The sequence below is a fragment of the Bacillus sp. SRL337 genome, assembly GCF_984799155.1.
In genome coordinates, this window is sequence record NZ_OZ481793.1 from 1,418,622 (window position 1) to 1,440,316 (window position 21,695).

The 21,695-nt window shown below is 42.6% G+C and carries 19 protein-coding genes and 1 tRNA gene; 12 read left to right on the forward strand and 8 right to left on the reverse strand.

Annotated elements, in window-relative coordinates:
- Nucleotides 1–38: 38 nt before the first annotated feature.
- The 3 genes from AC4E8A_RS06950 to AC4E8A_RS06960 form a co-directional block, all read right to left on the reverse strand.
- Complete coding sequence (locus tag AC4E8A_RS06950) at nucleotides 39–461, reverse strand: GNAT family N-acetyltransferase (RefSeq protein WP_490198797.1); 423 nt, start codon at nucleotides 459–461, stop codon at nucleotides 39–41.
- Nucleotides 462–473: 12 nt separating this feature from the next.
- Nucleotides 474–989 (reverse strand): YjcG family protein, encoded by a 516-nt coding sequence (locus AC4E8A_RS06955; RefSeq protein WP_490197596.1) that lies wholly within the window; start codon nucleotides 987–989, stop codon nucleotides 474–476.
- A 308-nt stretch (nucleotides 990–1,297) separates the two neighbouring features.
- The gene (locus tag AC4E8A_RS06960; RefSeq protein ID WP_490197597.1) at nucleotides 1,298–2,023 is read right to left on the reverse strand and encodes an alpha/beta hydrolase; all 726 of its coding nucleotides are present in this window, start codon (nucleotides 2,021–2,023) and stop codon (nucleotides 1,298–1,300) included.
- A gap of 241 nt (nucleotides 2,024–2,264) precedes the next feature.
- Between AC4E8A_RS06960 and AC4E8A_RS06965 the strand changes: the two genes are divergently transcribed.
- Nucleotides 2,265–2,819, forward strand: a complete 555-nt coding sequence (locus tag AC4E8A_RS06965) for a phosphatidylglycerophosphatase A family protein (protein WP_490197598.1) — start codon at nucleotides 2,265–2,267, stop codon at nucleotides 2,817–2,819.
- Nucleotides 2,820–3,336: 517 nt separating this feature from the next.
- Here the strand turns inward: AC4E8A_RS06965 and AC4E8A_RS06970 are convergent.
- Nucleotides 3,337–3,564, reverse strand: coding sequence for a hypothetical protein (locus AC4E8A_RS06970; protein ID WP_490197599.1), 228 nt, complete (start codon nucleotides 3,562–3,564; stop codon nucleotides 3,337–3,339).
- 156 nt (nucleotides 3,565–3,720) lie between these two features.
- Here AC4E8A_RS06970 and AC4E8A_RS06975 point away from each other — a divergent pair.
- Nucleotides 3,721–3,792 (forward strand) — tRNA-Val (locus AC4E8A_RS06975).
- A 269-nt stretch (nucleotides 3,793–4,061) separates the two neighbouring features.
- Here the strand turns inward: AC4E8A_RS06975 and kynA are convergent.
- Nucleotides 4,062–4,904 carry a tryptophan 2,3-dioxygenase gene (gene kynA, locus AC4E8A_RS06980; RefSeq protein ID WP_490197600.1) on the reverse strand — a complete coding sequence of 281 codons (843 nt, stop codon included), beginning with the start codon at nucleotides 4,902–4,904 and terminating at the stop codon, nucleotides 4,062–4,064.
- 158 nt (nucleotides 4,905–5,062) lie between these two features.
- Here kynA and AC4E8A_RS06985 point away from each other — a divergent pair, with 158 nt between their 5' ends.
- From AC4E8A_RS06985 to AC4E8A_RS06995, 3 genes are all read left to right on the forward strand, one after another.
- On the forward strand, nucleotides 5,063–6,115 hold the full coding sequence (locus tag AC4E8A_RS06985; protein WP_490197601.1) for a M42 family metallopeptidase: 1,053 nt from the start codon (nucleotides 5,063–5,065) through the stop codon (nucleotides 6,113–6,115).
- Nucleotides 6,116–7,207: 1,092 nt separating this feature from the next.
- Nucleotides 7,208–8,233, forward strand: a complete 1,026-nt coding sequence (locus AC4E8A_RS06990) for a DmpA family aminopeptidase (protein ID WP_490197602.1) — start codon at nucleotides 7,208–7,210, stop codon at nucleotides 8,231–8,233.
- 100 nt (nucleotides 8,234–8,333) lie between these two features.
- Nucleotides 8,334–9,803, forward strand: a complete 1,470-nt coding sequence (locus tag AC4E8A_RS06995; RefSeq protein WP_490197604.1) for a UDP-N-acetylmuramoyl-L-alanyl-D-glutamate--2,6-diaminopimelate ligase — start codon at nucleotides 8,334–8,336, stop codon at nucleotides 9,801–9,803.
- 40 nt (nucleotides 9,804–9,843) lie between these two features.
- On the opposite strand, the gene AC4E8A_RS07000 is transcribed toward AC4E8A_RS06995, so the two are convergent.
- The 3 genes from AC4E8A_RS07000 to AC4E8A_RS07010 all read right to left on the reverse strand — a co-directional run bounded on the left by AC4E8A_RS07000 (nucleotide 9,844) and on the right by AC4E8A_RS07010 (nucleotide 12,405).
- Nucleotides 9,844–9,996 (reverse strand): hypothetical protein, encoded by a 153-nt coding sequence (locus AC4E8A_RS07000; RefSeq protein WP_490197605.1) that lies wholly within the window; start codon nucleotides 9,994–9,996, stop codon nucleotides 9,844–9,846.
- 20 nt (nucleotides 9,997–10,016) lie between these two features.
- Complete coding sequence (locus AC4E8A_RS07005) at nucleotides 10,017–11,087, reverse strand: aromatic acid exporter family protein (protein ID WP_490197606.1); 1,071 nt, start codon at nucleotides 11,085–11,087, stop codon at nucleotides 10,017–10,019.
- Between the two features lie 100 nt (nucleotides 11,088–11,187).
- Complete coding sequence (locus tag AC4E8A_RS07010; protein WP_490197608.1) at nucleotides 11,188–12,405, reverse strand: NupC/NupG family nucleoside CNT transporter; 1,218 nt, start codon at nucleotides 12,403–12,405, stop codon at nucleotides 11,188–11,190.
- Between the two features lie 249 nt (nucleotides 12,406–12,654).
- Between AC4E8A_RS07010 and AC4E8A_RS07015 the strand changes: the two genes are divergently transcribed.
- The 7 genes from AC4E8A_RS07015 (at nucleotide 12,655) to AC4E8A_RS07045 (ending at nucleotide 21,559) form a co-directional block, all read left to right on the forward strand.
- Nucleotides 12,655–12,891, forward strand: coding sequence for a YueH family protein (locus tag AC4E8A_RS07015; protein WP_490197609.1), 237 nt, complete (start codon nucleotides 12,655–12,657; stop codon nucleotides 12,889–12,891).
- A gap of 87 nt (nucleotides 12,892–12,978) precedes the next feature.
- Nucleotides 12,979–14,547, forward strand: a complete 1,569-nt coding sequence (locus tag AC4E8A_RS07020; RefSeq protein ID WP_490197611.1) for a peptide chain release factor 3 — start codon at nucleotides 12,979–12,981, stop codon at nucleotides 14,545–14,547.
- Nucleotides 14,548–15,437: 890 nt separating this feature from the next.
- Nucleotides 15,438–16,469 carry an EAL domain-containing protein gene (locus AC4E8A_RS07025; RefSeq protein WP_490197613.1) on the forward strand — a complete coding sequence of 344 codons (1,032 nt, stop codon included), beginning with the start codon at nucleotides 15,438–15,440 and terminating at the stop codon, nucleotides 16,467–16,469.
- Nucleotides 16,470–16,687: 218 nt separating this feature from the next.
- Nucleotides 16,688–19,768, forward strand: a complete 3,081-nt coding sequence (locus AC4E8A_RS07030) for an efflux RND transporter permease subunit (RefSeq protein WP_490197614.1) — start codon at nucleotides 16,688–16,690, stop codon at nucleotides 19,766–19,768.
- Between the two features lie 129 nt (nucleotides 19,769–19,897).
- Nucleotides 19,898–20,818: an SDR family oxidoreductase gene (locus tag AC4E8A_RS07035; RefSeq protein WP_490197616.1), complete on the forward strand. Its 921-nt coding sequence runs from the start codon at nucleotides 19,898–19,900 to the stop codon at nucleotides 20,816–20,818.
- 3 nt (nucleotides 20,819–20,821) lie between these two features.
- Nucleotides 20,822–20,986, forward strand: coding sequence for a hypothetical protein (locus AC4E8A_RS07040; protein WP_490197618.1), 165 nt, complete (start codon nucleotides 20,822–20,824; stop codon nucleotides 20,984–20,986).
- Between the two features lie 99 nt (nucleotides 20,987–21,085).
- Nucleotides 21,086–21,559: a hypothetical protein gene (locus AC4E8A_RS07045; protein WP_490197620.1), complete on the forward strand. Its 474-nt coding sequence runs from the start codon at nucleotides 21,086–21,088 to the stop codon at nucleotides 21,557–21,559.
- Nucleotides 21,560–21,695: the final 136 nt, after the last annotated feature.

The window sequence follows — 21,695 nt, forward strand, 5'->3', positions numbered from 1 at the left end:
CAAAAAAAACCGTCCTCCGGCAGACCGGAAGGCGGTTATTATCTGTTCAATTCTTTTTTCATAGATTTATGAGGGATGCCGGCATCAAGGAATTCATCCGATGTTACGGCATAGCCAAGGTTTTCATAGAAGGGAATCGCGTGTGTCTGCGCATTCAGGATTAAGGCCGGAATACCTTTGCTTCTGGCATGATCTTCGATAAAATTCATAATCAATTTTCCGGCGCCTTTTCCGCGTGCACTGGAAAGAACACAAATTCGTTCTACCTTTCCTTGGCCGTCCTTCTCACGAAACCTTCCAGCACCTACTGGCTTATTATCTTCATATAGTACAAAATGGTCAGAAGTGTTCTCGAATTCATCAATTTCTTCTTCCAAAGGAACATTTTGTTCACCAACGAATACTTCTTTCCGGACAAACATTGCATCTTGAAGCTCATTGTCGGTATTTGCAAGGATCATATTCAAAGTGGACTATTCCTTTCCTAAGCGGAAGGTTTCGTACACTGTCCAGGAGCCATTCTCAAGCTGGTACAGCAGGTGGAAACGATCCACTGTTTCTTGATGGTCGATTCCCAGCATACGAAGGGAACCAAAGACGTCAGAATGCTCATCATCCGAGAGGTTTTGAGCAACGGTGATGTGAGGTACAAAGGCATATTCGGGTTCATGTCCATTGAATTCAGGGGAATGCATATCATGATGAAGACCCTCAAGTTCCGGTGTGGACTCCACTTTAAAGTAGATAACATTGTTAACCGGCTGAAACGAACTGATTCTATAAACCTTCAGGTTGAATGGGTCATAACTCTTTGCGATGTTTCTTAGTTTGCCGGCAATATCTTTTATTTCACTATCGTCTGCAGAAAATACATTCTTAAGAGTCAAGTGAGGTGTAATTAGAGCATAATGTGGATCGTAACGCTTTCGGTAAGCATTGGCCTTATCCTGAAGCGATTTAGATGGAAAAATAACGACACCATAATTCATAAATGTTACCTCCTTTGGTTCGAGAAGTTCGATATATTCAAAATAATTAAATATATCAGTTATTATAGCACAAAAAAAGCAGAAATTAACTAGAGCGAAAGATGGTTTTCTGATAGTGCGTTACAAAAGGCTTGATTCCCACAAAGTACTCAGTATTCTGCCCCACTGAAAAACAGGTTCATCTGCTCCTGAGGTGTTACTCCAAGGGCTGGTTTTTTCAGAGCTGATACTAAACGGGAGCAGCTTGAGGAATTCTCTCAAAGAGATGAAAGTCGAAACAATATTATTATGCCATACGTTTAAATATCTTATGAGAACATATGCTTTAACGCCCGCCTCAAGTCTGGCTGCCAATGCTTCCAAGTGTGGTCCCCATTGAATTCTTCATAAAAGGTTGAGAAATTTTCTTTTTCAAACAGTTCGTGAAGCTCCCTGTTAGGGGTAAGGAAGTCAGCTGTTTCCCCATTCGTTGTTTTCACTTCTGTTTCACCTTTCCCGATGATATGGTAAATGTCCAAAAGGTGCGGCTGGCCATTTTGTTTCACTGCCTCCAGCACTTTATCATTCACAAAAGGTGACTGCAAAATGACCTTGCCAAAGGTATTAGGATATTTTAAAGCAGCCATCAAAGATACTGACGCACCGAGGGAATCGCCAATCAGCGCCCTTCCCATCCCCATATGGTAAACAGGGTATTTTTCATCAAGATAAGGCACCAGTTCATGCCCCAAAAAGCGGATATAAGCGGCATTCTGTTCCCCATCCGGATGATACTTCCTCCTTCGGTCATGGACATCTTTATAAGGGACAGCCACAATGATCATGTTTTCCATTTCCTGATTGCCGATCAATTCATCGGCCAGCCTTGGAATCCTTCCCAGTTGGAAATAATCCTTACCGTCCTGACAAATCAATAATGAGTATTTATATAATGGCGAATAGGAGGGAGGCAAATAGACAAGCATATTTATTTCTTCATTCAATTCTTTACTGAAGAGGCTGATTTCATTGATTGTTCCTCTAGAAGCTGACATTTAGAATGACCTCCAATAATTTAATTTCGAGTTTGGCTTTCGGCATTTGTGAAAAGCCTTCCAAAAAAGATTGTACCATAATTAATTGTTAAAATCCCTGCAACCGCTCACATCAATTTGATTGCCTGTCGGGGTTTCAAAACCCCCAACTTGGAGAAAAGTATAAGAGACTGCCAGTTTCATATTCACCTAATTGTCAGTATAATATGACAAAAGGATAGATAAACTTAGGAGGGGAATCATGTCTAAAATCGTACACTCAAAAGATGTTACATATGCTGCAAGACAGAAACTTGAAGAAAGGGGAGTCTCGGTAGAAGATATAGCGGATATCGTTTATCAGATGCAATACCCGTACCATCCCGAACTTGAATTGGGGGATTGTATTGAAAGTGTTGAGAAGGTCCTGTTAAAGAGGGAAATTCAGCATGCCATCCTTGTAGGCATTGAACTAGATATGCTCGCTGAAAATAAGCAGCTTTCAGAACCGCTTCAATCCATTGTGGAAACAGACGAAGGTCTGTTTGGGGTAGATGAGACAATTGCCCTTGGAGCTGCACTAGGTTATGGAAGCATTGCCGTTACAACATTCGGGCATCTTGATAAAAACAAAATTGGTGTCATCCGCGAACTGGATACCAAAAATGGAAAGGGTATACACACGTTCCTGGATGACATGGTAGCAAGCATTGCTGCTAATGCAGCATCGAGGATTGCACACCGGCTGCGTGATGAGGAAGAACAATTCACAGACGAAGAAAAGAAGGCACACGATGAAGAGGAAATAATCGGATAACAAAAGGTCCCCAATGAAGAGCACGAGGGCACTGGAAAAGGGTAAGAAAAATTAAATTTCAAAGGCAGAATCGTTCACTTCTATGAGCGGTTTTGCCTTTTTTACTTTACGTTCTGTAGTGAGTGAGGGTGGATTTCCATTCCAGGTGCACGACTCCACGGGGCGGGCGGTATGCCTCGTCGGCTTCGCCTGCCTATAAAGCGGAAGGAGCCGTTCAGCGACGTACAGATTGGATGGCTCTCTTATGAGGTAAAGGAAACCCGAAGAGCAAAGTGAGTCGATGATGACATATCGCAAGGAGGAGCCGGGAAGTACGCTAACAGCTGGGCTTTGGAGCTGGATTCTGAAGAAGATGGACCGAAATCTGCTAGTCTCTGGCCGCTGAAGGTGGACTCGGGGTCTCACCTGTCCCGCTCGTCCCTGAGGAGATCGTGCACCTTCCAGCCAATCAACATTACGTAAAGTATAACCAAATGACCCCACAGCAAGTACTAATGGAGCGCTCCAAGAATCTAAGTCAGATAAAGTTTTGGTCCATTCTGTACCCGCTTTCAGGAAACACAGCAAGGATATTTCTGGTCCTGAATGTCCGAAACTGCTGCCGCATGCAGCAATAACCCTTAATATGATCTGCTTCTATCTTTGTGATCAGGATGGTCCGCTTGGTGAAAATATTTCTATCTGTTTTGTAGATAATCCTCACAGGAGTCTTGTACTTCAACGCTTTCTCCAATGCCTTCTTCAAATGATATCTCCCCTTCAAGAGGTGGTTAATGGTACCAATATACGCGAACGTTTGTTCTTTTATACGTTTATTGAGGAAAAAAAGTGATTAGTGTATTGACAAGCGCAGAATTTTTCATATAATAGAATATGTAACTACTAAACAAATGGATATCATGATCTGATAGTTCAGCGGGAGAATACATCCTTGACAGGGATGGGGTCGGGGGTTCGAATCCCTCTCAGATCATACCAAAAAGAGGTTGCTTTCATTGAAAGCAGCCCTTTTATTTTGTAAAGGCTCTTTTCGTAAACTTGGAATATATCGTCCTTTTTGACCAGATATAACTCGGAAAGCAAGAAAGAAAAGAGCTGCTAGTTTAAATAGGTAATCCCAAGTATCCAATGGGAAAAGGGAGACTTGGATTTTCCAAAAGCAATATCACTACGAAAACAGCCTTTTTAAATAGGAAATTCCCGAGCAAGTACCCGGGGATTTCCAGTCTAAAGCAACGTTCACTATAATTTTGTTCGCACATCCCAAAGTTCAGGGAAGAAGCGATGCTCCAAGACTTTTTTGAGATATCCTACACCGGATGATCCCCCTGTACCTTTCTTATGGCCGATAATCCTTTCAACCGTTTTCATGTGCCGGAACCGCCACTGCTGCAGCCAGTCTTCAATATCAATCAGCTTTTCAGCCAGTTCGTAAAGATCCCAATAATCATCAACATCTTTATATATAGTGATCCAGGCATCCTCTACAGATTGGTGATGCTTATAGGGGGAGGTATAATCCCTGTTCAGCACTTCATCAGGGATATCCAGTCCTGCTCTTGATAATGCAAGGATGGCCGCATCATATATACTCGGTTTCTTGTAAGCTTCCATCAGCTCTTGATGAAGTTTTGGATCCTTTTTATAGATTTCCAGAACATGTTTTGTTTTGTAGCCAAGCATAAATTCGATCATCCGGTATTGATATGATTGAAAGCCTGATGCCTGCCCAAGTTTTTCCCTGAACTCCATGTATTCAGCTGGAGTCAGTGTTGACAGCACATCCCAGGCATGAATGATCTGCGACTGAATCTTTGATACCCGTGCAAGCATCTTGAACGCCTGGGAAAGTTCGCCTTTTTGTATCAGAGTGATACTCGCTTCAAGCTCATGTAATATCAGCTTCATCCACAATTCGCTTACCTGGTGGATAATGATGAATAACATTTCATCATGATGTCCGGAGAGTCTTTTCTGGCTTGAGAGGAGCGATTCAAGCTGCAGATAATCCCCATACGTCATTTTTTCTGAAAAATCGGTATGTATAGCCTTATCAAAGATATTCGATTGGTTATTTTCCCCCATGCATGTCCCTCCTGAAATATATTAATGTTCATTCATATACAAACTTCGCTTAAAAAAGTCATATTCCTTCAAAAAAATGAGGTGGGGCAATAGCGGAAATTTTCATACACTTTCACTTTTACGCTATAATGAGAGAAAAGGGGAAGGAGATTAGAAAAATGACTACATATCCAAATACTAAAAGCACGATGGAACTAATTAAACAGCTTGTTTCAATTCCAAGTCCATCCGGGAATACCAATACGATCATTTCTTTTGTTGAGGACCATTTAAAGGATACCGGTTACGAAATGTACAGAAACAGAAAAGGCGGCTTGATTCTCTCTATACCTGGGGAAAATGACAGCAGGCACCGTATGCTGACAGCTCACGTAGACACCTTGGGGGCCATGGTCAAAGACATCAAAGGTGATGGACGGTTGAGGCTGTCCATGATTGGCGGTTATCGCTGGAATGCGGTGGAAGGAGAATACTGTACGATTGAGACATCTTCTGGAAAAACATATACAGGGACAATCCTGATGCACCAGACTTCTGTGCATGTTTACAAAAATGCAGGTGAGGCAAAACGTGATGATGTAAATATTGAAGTCCGAATTGATGCAAAAGTTTCAAATCCAGGTGAAGTCAGGGAGCTGGGTATCGAAGTAGGGGACTTTGTTTCATTCGATCCTCGTGCAGAAATTACAGACAGCGGTTATATTAAATCAAGGCATTTGGATGATAAAGCAAGTGTGGGGATGCTTCTTCAGTTGATCAAAAAGGTTAAAGAAGACAACATAACACTTCCTTATACAACTCATTTCCTTATCTCGAATAACGAGGAAATCGGTTACGGCGGAAATTCAAATATCACTCCTGAGACGGTAGAATACCTGGCTGTCGATATGGGTGCACTTGGCGATGGACAGTCTTCAAATGAGTATACCGTTTCCATTTGTGCAAAAGATTCAAGCGGTCCTTACCACTTCGGCCTCAGACAGCATTTGGTGGAGTTAGCTAAAGAAAATGATGTTGAGTATAAGGTGGATATCTATCCTTATTATGGTTCAGACGCATCAGCGGCCATTCGTGCAGGCCACGATATCATCCATGGACTCGTAGGAGCAGGAATCGATGCTTCCCATGCATACGAAAGAACGCATGAAACATCCTTATATAACACAGAAAAGCTTCTCTACCATTATGTTCAGTCACAGATGGTCGAGTGATTAACCTGAAAATCGAGAGGTCATACCTATATGGTTGACCTCTTTTTTATGCATGAGGCTGGGACAAAATCAATAAAAAAGCTTTTTTCGCAAAGAATGTGTCAGAGTAATAAGGATGGATTTCCACTCCAGGTGCACGACTCCGCGGGGCGGGCGGTGTGCCTCCTCGGCTTTGCCTGCGGGGTCTCACCTGTCCCGCTAATCCCGCAGGAGATCGTACGCCTTCCGCTACAATCCGCATACGTTCAGAAAGAAGCGGTAAATAACCTTAAATAACCTTAAATAACCTTAAAAGCAACACTTTTAAATATGGAGTCTAATAACATGAATGAACCACATGAAGTCAAGTATATAACCTTGATCTCATACGGTTTTATTTTCGATTATTTCTACTTAAATCAATTAGTTTTCAACTTATGTCCCAGCCTCCTTTTTTATGCATAGGAAAGAAAGTATGACAGCTCAGCTGCTAGAGGAAATATAAGGTGAAAACCTTCTGTCGCTTATTCCTGTGTAGGAAGGATAAACATTAAATGGGAGCTTCTGAAGCTAAATACTACACTTATAAAGGGAAGTGTTTAGAATGGCAAACAATCAGAATAACAATAATCGTAATGGTAAGATGCCACCTGAAGTAGCAGGATGCAGGGGCGACGAGCCGCAATCACGATAAGGAATTTTATCAGGATATCGGTGGAAAAGGACGAAACCGAAAGGGAACATGATGCACCTAAAGCAGGATATGTGCTAAGAAGTGATCTCTGCCGGAACAGGCGGGGATCTTTAATTATGGCTGTTTTCGCATATAATGTTGCTTCCGGAAAAGTCCCAAAAGCCGGATTTTCCCCCTGCAAACTGAGTTCTTCGCTGTGAACGAAGAGAGAAGCTCTTTTCTCTCTTGCTAAACAGGGGTTTTTCCGAATCATTACTCCACTATCTATCTTCCGGAATTATTATCAAATAGCAACAAAGTTTACAAATAGAGCCTTCTTTATTATCGTTCATAACTGTCTGCGAGAAGAAAAAGCTTGAATTTATTGAAGTAAAATAGGAAGATGGAAATAACTAGAAGAGGAATAAAGAGGTGAAGAAATGAATACCTTGTTTTCAGTAGGCAGTTTACCTAAGGGGAAACATAACTGTATCACCGATGTGCCCGGTGTCAAGGCAGGCCATGTGACTCTTTCAGAGGAAAGGGAAAATGAAGAGAAAGTGCAAACGGGGGTTACAGCTGTATTGCCTCATGGTAAGAATTTATTCCATCATAAAGTTCGGGCGGCAAGCTATGTGATTAATGGTTTTGGTAAGACAACGGGTTTGATCCAGATCGATGAACTCGGACTTATAGAATCTCCGATCATGCTGACCAATACCTTCTCCATCGGAAATGTATGGCAGGGGACGTTAAACTATATGCTTGATCAAACACCGGAAATTGGGGAATCGGCTGGTTCGATTAATATTGTTGTGGGGGAATGCAATGATGGTTTCCTTAACTCTGTAAGACTTCAGGCTGTTCAATCATCCCATGCGGAGGATGCCATCAAAGCTGCAAGCACCGGACCTTGTCAAAATGGTGCGGCAGGAGCAGGTGCAGGAACACTCTGTTTAGGGTTTAAAGGGGGAATCGGGACTTCCTCAAGGCTTATTGAAGCAGAGGGGACCCTTTTTACAGTTGCCAGCCTGGTGCAGACCAATTTTGGAAGAAGAGAAGAAAATAGATACCTTGACAAGGCACTAGACCCGTCAAGAGAAGAACTGCCTGACGGATCAATTATGATCATTCTCGCTACAGATATTCCATTATCAGACAGACAGTTGAAAAGATTAGCCAAAAGGGCAAGTGTGGGGCTTTCGAGAACTGGAAGCCATATTCATCACGGGAGCGGCGATATCGTAATCGCTTTTACAACCGAGAATCAGGTGAACCATAAACAACTGGATCTTTTCGAATCGGTCATAACGATCAGGGAAGACCATCCTGTCATGAATGAAATCTTTCAAGGGGTGGCTGAAGCGGTGGAAGAAGCGATTTTATCATCCATGTATTTTGCTGAGGAAACGGCAGGCAGAAAGGGAAGGAATGCCCCTTCTTTCAGAAACCATGTGAATGGGTGAAATTGCTTTTAGGAAAGAGGGCTCTTTTTCTTCTCAATTTCCCAGTGGTAATATAAAATAGAAGCGTAATTGATTTCAACACATTGTGAGGTTATTGAAAATGAATACATATGAATTACTATCAAGCTTGAAAGTGAAGACCACTTATGGTGAACTTCCTTCTAATATTTTTAAATTGCACGTTGACTCCCGTAAGGTCAGGGAAGGCGACGTCTTCATCTGTACAAGAGGATTTACTGTAGACGGCCATGATTTTGCCAATGATGCTGTTGAAAAGGGTGCAGTTTTAATCATTGCAGAAAAACAGCTGGATATTGATTTAGGAAAAGCAGCCCTTGTTGTTGTAAAAGACACGTTTAAAGCAATGGCGCAGCTTGTTAATAAGTACTATGATTATCCTTCCCAGAAATTGAATGTGATTGGTGTCACCGGAACAAACGGCAAAACAACGGTAACCAATTTGATCCATGCCATTCTGCGAAAGGATGGTCAGCGGTCTGCCCTTTCAGGAACAATCGGGTTCGACCTCGACGGAGAGTTGTTCCCAAGTGAAAACACCACCTGTGATGTCATGACCAATCAGGAAATGATCCAGAAAGCATTAGACAGGGATATTGAGAATATGGTTCTGGAGGTTTCTTCTCACGGACTTTCTCTCGGAAGGTTATGGGGTGTTGATTTTGATGTTGTCACTTTTACGAATCTGAGCCATGACCATCTTGACTATCATAAGACAATGGAGCATTACGGTTACGCCAAAGGCCTGCTTTTCTCCCAGCTGGGCCAGAACTTGTCCAAACCCAAATACGCTGTTTTGAACAGTGACGATGAATGGTATGAAAGATATTCAAGCATGACAGCGCATGAAGTCATCAGCTATGGCCTGGAGACGTATGCCGATTTCAAGGCTGAAGGCATCCGTTACTATAATGACATGACAACATTCACTCTGCATTCTCCTGAAGGTATCTTTGAAGTAGAGTCAAAACTTTTAGGGGAATTCAATGTGTATAATATCCTTGCTGCAATGGCGACCTTATTTGCAAAAGGAATGTCAGTGGAAAAACTGGTAGAAATCATCAGGGACCTTCCACCAGTCAGCGGTCGTATGGAAAAAGTCAATTCCGATGCACCGTTATCGATGTATATTGATTATGCCCATACACCTGATGCAATTGAAAATGCAATCAAATCCGTTCTTCCATTCAAAGAAAACAAGATCATTTTCCTTGTAGGAACAGGAGGGAACAGGGATAAATCCAAGCGTCCTTCGATGGCGGAGAAGGCTTCCATCGCAGATTATGTCATCTTAACTACCGATGATCCGCGATATGAAAGCTATGATAGCATCGTCAACGACCTTGGAAAGGGAATGATGCACGAGAATTATGCATTGATAGGAGATAGGGAAGAAGCGGTCAAACATGCCGTCGATGTAAGTGAACCTGGAGACATCATTATCTTCGCCGGTAAAGGCCACGAAGACTACCAGATTATCGAGAACACCAAGTACCCGCACAGCGATAAAGAAATAGCGATCCAACGCTGCAAAGATAAATACAGAATGTAAAATAAAGCTGGAGGGTTTAACCCTCCAGCTTTATTTGTTTTTAGCTTGCTCCGCTTAGCTGCCTGTGAGTTTTTGTATCCATGCGTCCTGGAACTTTGCTGACGACAGTGTTGTGAGTGTTGCGGGCAATTGATGCCCAATGATCAGAGCTGACGACAATTTCATCCGAATACAAGAAGTCATTATGCTTCATAGGAACTTCCTATGGGCAACCTACTTTTGTACTTGAATCAAAGCTGTATCATTTCGATGCTGCATTGCATAAATGTGTGATAACTCCTCGGTTAAATCCTGTATGGAAAGTAATTCATAAAGCAGGACGGTCTCAGTAGAGAAAAAATGATGATGGTCTGTTTCCTTTACCTCTCTTAATTCATCCCGGACATGCCAAAATTCTTCCAGTAGTTCTTTGTATTTATTATAGTGCTCATCGGAAATAACGTGTTTGGGATCCTGGATGATTTCCACCAAGGACTGTACAGCTCTTATAATTTTGTTCTGTTTCTCCTCTTCCCACCTGATATCATTCTGGGGGAGGAGCATGAGATTCCCTAAGTGATAATGGATTTGCCTGAGGATGCTCATTTTTTTATTTTCATAATGAAAAGCTTTCATATCTTTTCGGCTGTGCCGGTGGTATTTCCATTCCTTGCGCTGATACCGGCATAGTTTTTCTATCGTATCCATCGACTTATTGACTTCCTGAAATAGAAAGCGGGTCCGTGCTTCTGATTTTTTATCAAGGACCAATTCAATGATGCGGGATTCAAGCAGATTGCCTGTTTTTACAAAAAGGTTATGCGTCATTGTGCTGATCCGTGGCGAATAATTGGGCGGCAACACGAATATATTGACCATTGTGGATACAATCAGGCCGATACTTGTTGTCTCCAACCGGGAAAGAAAGGAAAAAAGATAGTGGTCATGAGTCGTCGGAATCATTGCCACGGCGGTCAGGGTTGCAACAAGCATTCCGTCCTCAAGGTGGAGTTTTAAGCATATGACAATTGTAAATAGAGTCGCGAGTGTATAGGACAGCGGAGTGTCTCCAAAAAAGAATGTGAATAGCATTGCCAGACCTGCGCCTATCGCAGATGCCGGGAAGCGGACAAGCCCTTTTCTGATGGAATCTGCTGCGGTTGGCTCAATGGTCACGATGGCAGTGATAACTGCAAAAGCCGGCGGAAGGTCAAGCCAGAAACAGATAAAAGCCGTCAAAAAAACGGCTATTGCCGTTTTAATTACTCTGCCGCCTATGATTTTGAATTTTTTAATCTTTAACATCAATAATTCTCCTTTACTCCTCCTATAAGTATAAAAAAAGATTCTATAGAAAGCAAAAGGCAAATGAAAAGGACCGCAGATAATTTCTGCGGTCCTTTCCTTAAATGAACATTCCGGCGATCGCTGCACTCAATAGCGAAGCCAATGCCCCGGCGGCAATTGATTTTAAGCCGAGGCGCGCAATATCCTGGCGGCGGTTCGGTGCCAGGTTCCCCAGTCCCCCCAGCAGGATGCCGAGAGAAGATAGGTTGGCGAAACCACACAATGCGAAACTGATGATGGCTGCCGTTTTAGGTGATAAATCCTCCATTATTGGAGCAAAATTGGAATAAGCAACAAATTCGTTGATGACGAGCTTTTGGCCAATGAAGTTACCAGCCTGAACGGCTTCATTCCATGGAACTCCTATTGCAAACGCGAGCGGAGAGAAAACATAGCCGAGAATCAGCTCAAGTGACAGATTGTCTGCTCCAAACCATCCGCCAACAAAACCAAGAATCCCATTGATCAATGCAACAAGCGCAATGAAAGCTAGAAGCATTGCCCCGATATTCAAAGCTAATTGAAGCCCGACAGATGCCCCTTTCGCCGCTGCATCAATGACATTGGTCGATTCGGAATCCGTTTCCATTTCGAATTCTTTAGGTTCTGGCGCCTTGTCTGTTTCTGGTATAAACAATTTGGCCATGACCAAACCAGCAGGAGCTGCCATGAAGCTGGCTGCCAGCAAGTATTCCAAAGGGACGCCCAAAAGGGAATAACCGATCAAAACCGAGCCGGCGACAGACGCGAGCCCCCCGGTCATGACCGCAAATAGTTCAGACTCGGTCATTTTCGGAAGGAAAGGACGGACAACCAAAGGTGCTTCGGTTTGACCTACAAATATATTGGCAGCTGCTGACATTGACTCGGCTTTTCTAGTGCCAAGGAGCCAAGAAAGACCACCGCCTAAGATATAAATAAATACCTGCATGATTTTTAGGTAATACAATACAGAGATTAACGAAGAAAAGAAAATAACGACAGGCAGAACGTTGAATGCAAATACCATTGCAATATTCGATTCCTTTGTATACAACCCGCCGAACAGGAAGTTAATCCCTTCATTAGAATAGTTGATGATGTTGTTGACTACTTTTGTGAAGTTCTGCAAAAGTTCCTGGCCCCAGCCCGTTTTCAATACAATGAATGCAAAGAAAAGCTGAATGGCCAATCCGCCTAGTACAGTCCTCCAATTGATGGAACGTTTATTCGATGAGGAAATGAATCCGATAGCCAAAACGACCAAAATACCCATGATACCCCAAATATACTGCAAATCTCTCACCTCTTATGTAATATTCTTGCTAGGTTAGTAAGATTACTTTAAAATTTACATAATGTAAACCCTTTAATGAGTTTTGGAAATTTTTAATCACCACTATTATGCTGAATTAGAGTCTTTTTATCCTGAGTAACGGGAATTTTTAAAGCAGTTTTTCGTCTCAGGCCTTATTTTGCTAAATGATATATACCCACCTTCACAAATAATGAAATAGGATTGAGAAAAACGAAAGGGACGATTGAATTGAAAATAAGGAATAGTCTTGCCGGAGGGAAGGAACGCAAAGTATTTATTGATGAAAATAAGAAAGAGGAGTATTTTATGGTCGCCATTCCCGCTGCGGGCTGGTCTGTTGATTTTACCTACGAAGCTGAGAATCTAAAGGAAATGCTGGAAAAATCGCTGTTTTCTGCTGTAGGTGACAAGGAAGAGGCTGAGGAAATGGCTTCAAGGATTTACAATTGGACAAGGGAAATGTAGTCAGGGTTCCAGGTTTATATTGCAAATGATTATAGGAAAGAATATGATGAAAACGTGAGATTTTAAAGATGAGAGGGTTATATTTCAATGACGAATTTAAAAGATGAAGTTCTTTCCAGAAGAACCTTTGCCATTATATCACATCCGGATGCCGGAAAGACCACATTGACGGAACAGCTGCTGCTATTTGGCGGTGCCATAAGGGCTGCCGGTACGGTGAAAGGGAAAAAGACCGGGAAATTTGCAACCTCTGACTGGATGGAAATCGAGAAGCAAAGAGGAATCTCGGTTACCTCTTCTGTCATGGCTTTTGATTATGATGGTTACCGTGTAAATATACTTGATACACCTGGACATCAGGATTTCAGTGAAGATACCTACCGTACACTGATGGCGGTCGACAGTGCAGTCATGATTATCGACTCGGCAAAAGGGATAGAAGCACAGACCATTAAACTGTTTAAGGTATGCCGAATGAGGGGAATACCTATTTTTACATTTATCAACAAACTTGACCGGCAAGGAAGGGAACCGCTCGAAATCCTTGAGGAGCTGGAAGAAGTGCTCGGGATTGAATCCTATCCGATGAACTGGCCGATTGGTATGGGGAAGGAATTCCACGGGATCTATGACAGGCATTATAACCGGATTGAGCAATTCAGGGTAGAGGACGAGGAACGGTTCCTCCCGCTTGATGACAATGGTGAATTGATTGGCGATGCTGACCTGATATCTTCCGGGCTTTATCAGCAGGCTTTGGAAGACGTTCAGCTCCTGAATGAGGCTGGAAACGATTTTTCAAAAGAGAAGGTAGCCAACGGGACGCTTACCCCTGTATTCTTCGGAAGTGCCTTGACAAACTTTGGTGTACAGACATTCCTTGAAACCTATCTGCAATTCGCGCCATCACCGCAGCCGAGGAAAGCAGAGCAGGGTCCGGTAGATCCTGTTAAGGAAGAATTCTCAGGCTTCATTTTCAAGATACAAGCCAATATGAATCCGGCCCACCGTGACAGAATCGCTTTTGTAAGAATCTGTTCAGGGAAGTTCGAAAGAGGAATGAGCGTTACCTTATCAAGGACAGGTAAATCGATCAAGTTGTCGCAGTCAACCCAATTCCTTGCCGACGACCGAAGTACCGTGAATGAAGCAGTAAGCGGGGATATTATCGGCTTGTATGACACGGGGACCTATCAAATCGGCGATACCATTGTTGAAGGGAAAGAAACCATACAGTATGAAAAGCTGCCTCAGTTCACCCCGGAATTATTCATGAGGGTAACGGCGAAGAATGTCATGAAGCAGAAGCATTTCCACAAGGGTATCCATCAGCTTGTCCAGGAAGGCGCCATCCAGCTGTACAAAACATTGCGGACAGAAGATATCATCATCGGTGCCGTCGGCCAGCTTCAATATGAAGTATTTGAACACCGCATGAAAAATGAATACAATGTCGATGTCATCATGGAAAACATCGGTGGAAAAATTGCCCGCTGGATCGAAAACGAAGCAGATGTAAAAGAATCCATGTCCAGCTCGCGAAGCCTTCTTGTAAAAGACAGACACGACAGGCTCGTGTTCCTCTTTGAGAACGACTTTGCCATGAGATGGTTCCAGGATAAAAACCCGGATATCAAGCTGTATAGTTTATTATAAAATTAGGCTCTTTTCGTAAACGTTGATGCTATTTGATAATAATTCCGAAAGACACTGGAGTAATGAACCGGAAAAGACCCTGTTTAGCAAGAGAGAAAAGAGCTTCTCGCTTCGTTCAAAGCGAAAAACGTAGTATGCAGGGGGGAAATCCGGCTTTTGGGATTTTTTCCTGAAGCAACAATATAGGCGAAAACAGCCTAAAATGAAGAAACAGGGAGAGCAGTATTGTTCTCTCTGTTTTTTTATAAACGAATTCCGGCTTTTGTTTCAGAGGGATAAATAGACAATGAAAAGGATTCATGAGTTTTGTGGAGCCGAGGAGGATAAAAGGACATTAAAATAGTTTTATCAACTAACTTTAAATGGCAGGTCATTATGCTCGTAAATCATCAATATTAAATTCTGTTTTCATATTGATTGTTGTTGTTCTAAGAAAAATCCCAAGGTCGGATTTTTCGTTTGCCATACTAGGGCTCTTCTATTTGAATGGAAGAGCCGCTTTTTTCTTTCTCGCTTTTCGAAACATTTCTGCTGAAATAGAGCGAAAAATTCTGCCCCTCATAATAAATAACAAAGTTTACGAAAAGCGCTATATTTAAAGAGAGATGGTTACAAAGACAGACCAGAGAAAAAGAGAGTTTAAATGTCTTGAAGAGGGATTTCAAGGCACGAACACCCAAAAGGTCCGTGTTGATAGAAGTTCCTTCAGAACACTGATACCAAAAAAGACAAACAAAGTACCTCGAACAACCCCAAACGCCAAAAAAGAGTATCTTATAAAAAATTTCTCTCCCAAACCCCAAAAAAGAAATTGTAATCAAACTAATGTTACAATAAAACTAGTATAAAAGAACGACAAACCAGAAATCTAAGATTAGGAGAAATAAGATATGAATAACACTTGCATTAACTGTGGGATTTCAATCCCTTTCTATGAAAAGGGGTATCTGACAATAAAAGGGAAGGACGAGCTTCGACTCAGCGGCCTCTCAATCTTCAAGGAGAGTTCCAGTGCTGACAGGGCCCTTTTCAGGTATGACACCTTCAGTGAATTGCTGGCAATGCTTCAAGAACTGGAATCAACAGTCACGGAAACGGGGAATTGGGAGGCAGGAATTTCTGCCAGCAGCCAGAACCCCAGGCCCCTGCTGATTCCTTTTAAAGATTTTAAAACACGGATGGATCAGCGCGAGGCGGTGAAATTCATTCAAGAAGGAAAATTGGTAAGCCATTTTCAGCCGATCATGGACTTACAGAATGAAAACAGAATATATGGGTATGAGTCGTTACTAAGATCGGATGACAGTGAAAGCCAGATTTCACCGGGGGTTCTATTCCAAACGGCATCTGAAACGGGGCTTCATTCCTTATTGGATCAAAGAGCGCGTGAAACAGCAATACGCTGCAGAAAAGATCAGTTGCATAAAGGCGTTAAAAGTTTTATCAACTTCCTGCCTTCCACTATTTACAATCCGGAATTCTGCCTGCAGCACACCTTCAGTTTTGTGGAGAAATATGATGTCGACCCTGCTGATCTTGTATTCGAAGTAGTGGAAACAGAAAAAATCGTGGATGTCGACCACTTGAAGAGTGTCTTTTCCGTATACAGGAGAGAAGGGATGAAAGTGGCTCTTGATGACGTCGGTGCGGGTTTTGCCACACTGGAAATGCTGAGCCGGCTTAAGCCAGACTACGTTAAAATTGACCGTTCATACATCGATCACTGTGACACGAAAGCAGCTAAGCAGTCTTTTCTAAAAAAAGCAGTTTATATTGCCAGGGAATTGGGTATTCAGGTACTTGCTGAAGGAATTGAAAGAAAAGAAGAATTGGATTACTGCCGGGAGCTGGGCGTGGATTTGGCCCAAGGATACTACATAGGGAAGCCAGCCAAAGAAGCTAAGGTTCCCATTATCATTTAATACTATTTTTCTAAAGAGGCTGCGTTATAAGCCTCTTTTTTTTGTCAACAGCCGAAGCAAGCTATGTACAGACTGCATCTTTTTTCCTTTAATTTCCTATACTAAATGTGCTATGAGAAGGCTTAAATGTTGATAGGCAGGAGGACAAGAATTATAGTAGGTTTAACTTAAGAAAATAGTCGAATGAAGGCAGTTCTTTTCAGGGAAGGAGTTTTTGGATGAAGATAAGTGATTTTTCCATCAGGAGACCGGTTTTTACCATTGTTACGATGTTCCTGATATTGATTTTAGGAGGAGTATCACTCCTTAGGATCCCTCTTAAGCTGATTCCTGATATTAATCCGCCAGTTGGCGTGGTTGTGACTACATATGAAGGTGCCGGCCCTACGGAGGTCGTTGAAAAGGTGACAAAGCCTTTGGAAGATACACTGGCGACTTTACCGGGAATTAAAAATATACAATCGACTTCACGTGAAGGTTCAAACTTTATTCTCCTGGAGTTCTCATGGACCACATCTATTGATGAAATACAGGATGAAGTTCTCCAGAGACTGGATGGTGTATCCCTTCCGGAGGATGCAGGAAATCCCCGTTTTTTGAAATTTGACCCTTCGCAATTTCCGATTATACAGGTTTCCCTGAAAGAAACCGGGGAAGGTGCAAATATCCAAGATCTTTCTGAGGATTTAAAGCTTGAACTGACGAAAGCGGAAGGAGTAGCCAGTGTCAATGTGTCGGGAGTCAACGCTGATGAAATTGCGATTGAACTGGATCAGGAAAAGCTGAAGGAATACAGGCTTTCCCAGAGTGATATTGTGAATTCCATCCGGGCAAATAATATCACCATGCCCGGGGATACAATTAAAACTGATGAAAAGACATTGACGACCAGGGTTGTAAGCGAGCTTGCCAACGCGGAGGAAATTGCCGGCCTGGTCATAGGGAAAAATCCGCAGACAGGCAAAAATATTGTGCTTAAAGACGTGGCGGAAGTCGAACAGAGAAAACAGGAAAGCAATACGATTACAAGAGCTGACAAAAAAAATGCGGTCCTGCTCAGTGTTCTGCAAGAGTCAGATGCCAATACGGCCGAGGTTTCGGACGCATTTCAGGAAAAACTCAATCAGCTCATCGACGAGGAACGGTATAAAAGCATAGAAGCTGACATTCTGTTTGACCAGGGAGATTACATCAAAGATGCAATAGGCAATATAGCAAACTCCCTTATTATTGGTGGAGCATTTGCCATGCTGGTATTGTTCTTATTTTTGAGGAATGTCAAAAGCCCTTTGATCATAGGAGTGGCGATTCCTTATTCTGTCATAGTGACATTTGTCCTTATGTATTTTGCCGACTTTGCCCTGAACATCATGACGCTTGGTGCCTTGGCTCTGGGGATTGGGATGCTGGTGGATAACGCCATTGTGGTCATAGAGAATATTTACCACCATCTCTCTATGGGAAAAGATCCGAAACAGGCGGCAAGAGACGGGGCAAGAGAGGTTGGCACAGCCATCACAGCCTCTACGCTGACAACGGTTGCCGTGTTCTTGCCTGTTGTGTTCATCTCAGGATTGATTGGGCAGCTTTTTACTGAGTTTGCCCTGACCATTTCATTCAGTCTTTTTGCTTCCTTGGTAGTTGCCTTGACTGTCATCCCGATGCTTGCAAGCAGAATGCTGAAAACACCAAGAGGAAACCATGAAGCCATCAGAAGGCGCTCAAAGTCAATGAATTCCTTTGAGAGAAGCATTCACTGGTCCTTAAAGCACAGGTGGGCAGTCCTGTTGACCACCACGGTTTTCCTTGCAGCTGGTGCCTTCGGATTGACGACTGTTGGGACTCAATTCCTCCCTCCTACAGATGAAGGTTTTTTCAATATGAATGTCAAATTGGAAAACGGTTCTTCGCTGGAAGAAACAAACTCGGTGGTTGAAGCGATTGAAGCAGAACTTGAAAAAGAAAAAGCGATTGACGTATATGTATCTCTGACCGGAACGAATCAGGAGCAATCATTCAGAGGTCAGTCGAACAGGAATATAGCTGAGATTTACGTTAAACTGGATCCACTTGAGGAAAGGGATATTTCGGTGTTTAAGCTCGTGGATAAGTTAAAACCGCGGGTAGAGGAGGCTGCATTGCAACAGAGCGAAACCGCAACTGTAGGATTTAATTTACAGTCGACCTCAGGACAGAGCCCGCAGACTCTTACATTTAGCGTAAGGGACACTGATAATCGCAGACTGACTGAAGCCGTTGAAAAGATTGAAGAAAACCTGCAATCCGCAAAACATGTAACCGACGTAACGACGGACCAAGATGAATTGATTCAGGAAGTGCAAATGAGAGTAAACCGTGAAAGAGCATTGGAAGAAGGGCTGGCGCCTGCAGGGATTGCACAGACTGTCAATGAAATAACACGAGGTGTACCGGCTGCCCAAATTGTCTCTGAAAACGAGGATGTCTTGACTGTTTTTGTCCGTTATGACAGGGAAATCACTCAGAATCTTGAGAGTTTGAAAAAGCTGGAAATCCTAAATGCCCAAGGGGAATTCATACAGCTCGATCAGATAGTGGACTTCAGTATTGAAGAGGGACCTGTCAGCATTCAAAGAATTGACCAGCAGGGTTCTGTCCAGTTTACATTGAAATATTCTTCAGAAACAAACCTTGGGGCCATTTCCAAAATAGTTGATGATGAAATTGCAGATTTAGGCTTGTCAGAGGAAACAGCGGTCTCGTTCTCAGGTGACAGGGAACTACTCGAGGATTCCATTGATGACATGATTCTGGCAATCGGTTTGGCGATCATATTGGTTTATATCGTAATGGCTGCCCAATTTGAATCGTTTAAATATCCATTTGTCATCATGTTCACAGTTCCACTGATGGTTATTGGCGTCGCACTGGCGCTGACGGTGACAAGGACACCCATCAGCATCTCGGCTGTCATAGGGGTGATTGTGCTTGCTGGTATCGTCGTCAATAATGCGATAGTGATCGTCGATTATATCAATCAGAAGAAAGCAAATGGTACTGACAGCTATGAAGCGATTGTTGAATCGGTAAAAGACAGGGCTCGGCCCATTCTGATGACTGCGTTGACGACCATCCTTGGATTGCTGCCGCTTGCACTTGGTATCGGCCAGGGAACGGAAATCAATCAACCCATGGGAATCACAGTCATTGGAGGATTAGTAAGTTCGACCTTATTGACACTATATGTCATACCGGTCATCTACAGCCTTTTTGATAAGAATACAAGAAGAATGAAGAGAAAGAGAAGAGCATATCTATAAACAGCAGCACCGATTACCTGCTGAAAAAGACAGAAATCCACCTCAAGATTGAACATCCGTTGCCGTTCAATTTTGAGGTTTTTTTGTGTCTTTGCGAATAAAAATGACTGAATAATAAGGGGGAGAAAAATGGCCAACTATTTTATAACCGGATTTTCTGGCTTTATTGCCAATGAACTGATTAAGCTGTTAGTCAATGATAATACCGAACATGTTCTTTATTGTCTCCACCTGCCTTCTATGCAACATAAAGCCATGCTTGCAGCTAAAAGGATAGAAGAGGAAGCTGGTAGTTCAAAAAGGATCATACTTGTGGAAGGAGATATCACTTATGAAGGATTGAATCTGCCGGAAGGTGTAAAGGACCAACTGAAGAATGAGATAGACTATGTCTGGCACCTGGCTGCAGTTTACGATCTTTCAGTTGCTTATGAGACTGCTTATAAAGTAAATGTGATAGGGACCCGAAATATGAACCAGTTCTGTATGGAGTTGAAGAACCTGAAGAGGTATGTATATTTCAGTACGGCTTTTATAGCGGGGAAACGGGAAGGCAGGCTGTTAGAGACGGAGTTGCTCAGGCCGGAGTCCTTCCACAATTTTTATGAAGAAACGAAGTTTGAGGAGGAAATCATCGTCGAGGAAATGAAAAAACAGCTGCCTGTCACAATATTCCGGCCAGGAATCGTAAAGGGCAGGTCTGACACTGGAGAAACAAGCAAGTTTGATGGCCCCTATTTTATCATGAACATGTTCCGTAGGCTCTCCTTTTTGCCTGTGATTCCTGCCATTGGCGAGGGGGAGAACGTTGTGAATATTGTCCCTGTTGAATTCATTACGAATGCTTCCATTTACCTTGGACATCATCCAAATGGGGAAGGGAAAACCTATCATTTAACTGATCCCTGTCCACATAAAGTCAGAGAGGTATACACCTCGATCTTATGGGAAATGAATAGAAAAAAACCAGTTGGGAGAGTTCCATTGAGTCTGGCTTCTTCATTGCTGAAATTTTCTCCTGTGCGCAGATTTTTGCGGATGGAAAGATAAGCCTTGGATTATTTTGCGTGGCAAGGCTCATTTGATTGTAATGTCACACTGACCGACCTTGAAATGACAGAGATTGCCTGTACCGATTTTTTAGAAACGGTGGCGAGTATGGTCCAATTCTATAAAGATAATTGTGAAAATCAGCAGTATCATGTCATAGTGGATTAGCATAATTGATTACCTTGAATGTAAATAACAGTAATAAGAGTTACATCTCTGTGCAAACTAGGATAAGCAGATAATTTGGAGGAGATGGAATGAGAGTACATGCATAACAAAACAATAAATAAGCTTGAAGCCATCTTATGGAGTATAGCTCTTCCGGGTTTTCCGCAGCTTTTAATCAATTCAGTAGTCAAAGGAATTTTTTTTGTTATCCTGGAATTTTTAATAAACGTACAAAGTAATTTCAATGAAGGCATACGTCTGAGTTTTCTTGGTGAAACCAGGCTTGCGGCCGAAGTGATTGATTACCAATGGCTGATGTTTTATCCATGTCTCTATATGTTTGCCATGTGGGATGCATTTAAAAGTGCCCAGGGGGAAAGGGATAGGTATTCATTTCTTCCTTTTGTATGTACAGCTTATACTGTCACAACCGGCTTGATGATTTCGCCTGACATTTATATTAATGATATTTTTATTGGACCGGTTTTTTTTCCGATGCTCTGTGTAGTGCCGGGGGTGGGTGCAGGGCTGCTTATACAATACTTACTTAAGCGCGTCATACACAATCACTGAACTGGCATAAAGAGGATGATCCGATTTCGGAAAACCTTTGCCTTAAGAGAGGCACGAGGTCTTTTTTACCGGCCATTTTAAAAGAAAATGCACCCTGAAGTCATGGAAGCACAGAAGATTCTCCGATTTCTAGAAC

Excerpts from the sequence above, each read along its gene's own strand:
- AC4E8A_RS06955 (WP_490197596.1), bottom strand. The coding sequence starts at position 989 with ATGAATTATGGTGTCGTTATTTTTCCATCTAAATCGCTTCAGGATAAG.
- AC4E8A_RS07020 (WP_490197611.1), top strand. The coding sequence starts at position 12,979 with ATGACGAATTTAAAAGATGAAGTTCTTTCCAGAAGAACCTTTGCCATT.
- AC4E8A_RS07000 (WP_490197605.1), bottom strand. The coding sequence starts at position 9,996 with ATGAAGCATAATGACTTCTTGTATTCGGATGAAATTGTCGTCAGCTCT.
- AC4E8A_RS06950 (WP_490198797.1), bottom strand. The coding sequence starts at position 461 with ATGATCCTTGCAAATACCGACAATGAGCTTCAAGATGCAATGTTTGTC.
- AC4E8A_RS06985 (WP_490197601.1), top strand. The coding sequence starts at position 5,063 with ATGACTACATATCCAAATACTAAAAGCACGATGGAACTAATTAAACAG.
- AC4E8A_RS06960 (WP_490197597.1), bottom strand. The coding sequence starts at position 2,023 with ATGTCAGCTTCTAGAGGAACAATCAATGAAATCAGCCTCTTCAGTAAA.
- AC4E8A_RS07030 (WP_490197614.1), top strand. The coding sequence starts at position 16,688 with ATGAAGATAAGTGATTTTTCCATCAGGAGACCGGTTTTTACCATTGTT.
- AC4E8A_RS07005 (WP_490197606.1), bottom strand. The coding sequence starts at position 11,087 with ATGTTAAAGATTAAAAAATTCAAAATCATAGGCGGCAGAGTAATTAAA.
- AC4E8A_RS07035 (WP_490197616.1), top strand. The coding sequence starts at position 19,898 with ATGGCCAACTATTTTATAACCGGATTTTCTGGCTTTATTGCCAATGAA.
- AC4E8A_RS07025 (WP_490197613.1), top strand. The coding sequence starts at position 15,438 with ATGAATAACACTTGCATTAACTGTGGGATTTCAATCCCTTTCTATGAA.
- AC4E8A_RS06990 (WP_490197602.1), top strand. The coding sequence starts at position 7,208 with ATGAATACCTTGTTTTCAGTAGGCAGTTTACCTAAGGGGAAACATAAC.
- kynA (WP_490197600.1), bottom strand. The coding sequence starts at position 4,904 with ATGGGGGAAAATAACCAATCGAATATCTTTGATAAGGCTATACATACC.
- AC4E8A_RS06965 (WP_490197598.1), top strand. The coding sequence starts at position 2,265 with ATGTCTAAAATCGTACACTCAAAAGATGTTACATATGCTGCAAGACAG.
- AC4E8A_RS07045 (WP_490197620.1), top strand. The coding sequence starts at position 21,086 with ATGCATAACAAAACAATAAATAAGCTTGAAGCCATCTTATGGAGTATA.
- AC4E8A_RS06995 (WP_490197604.1), top strand. The coding sequence starts at position 8,334 with ATGAATACATATGAATTACTATCAAGCTTGAAAGTGAAGACCACTTAT.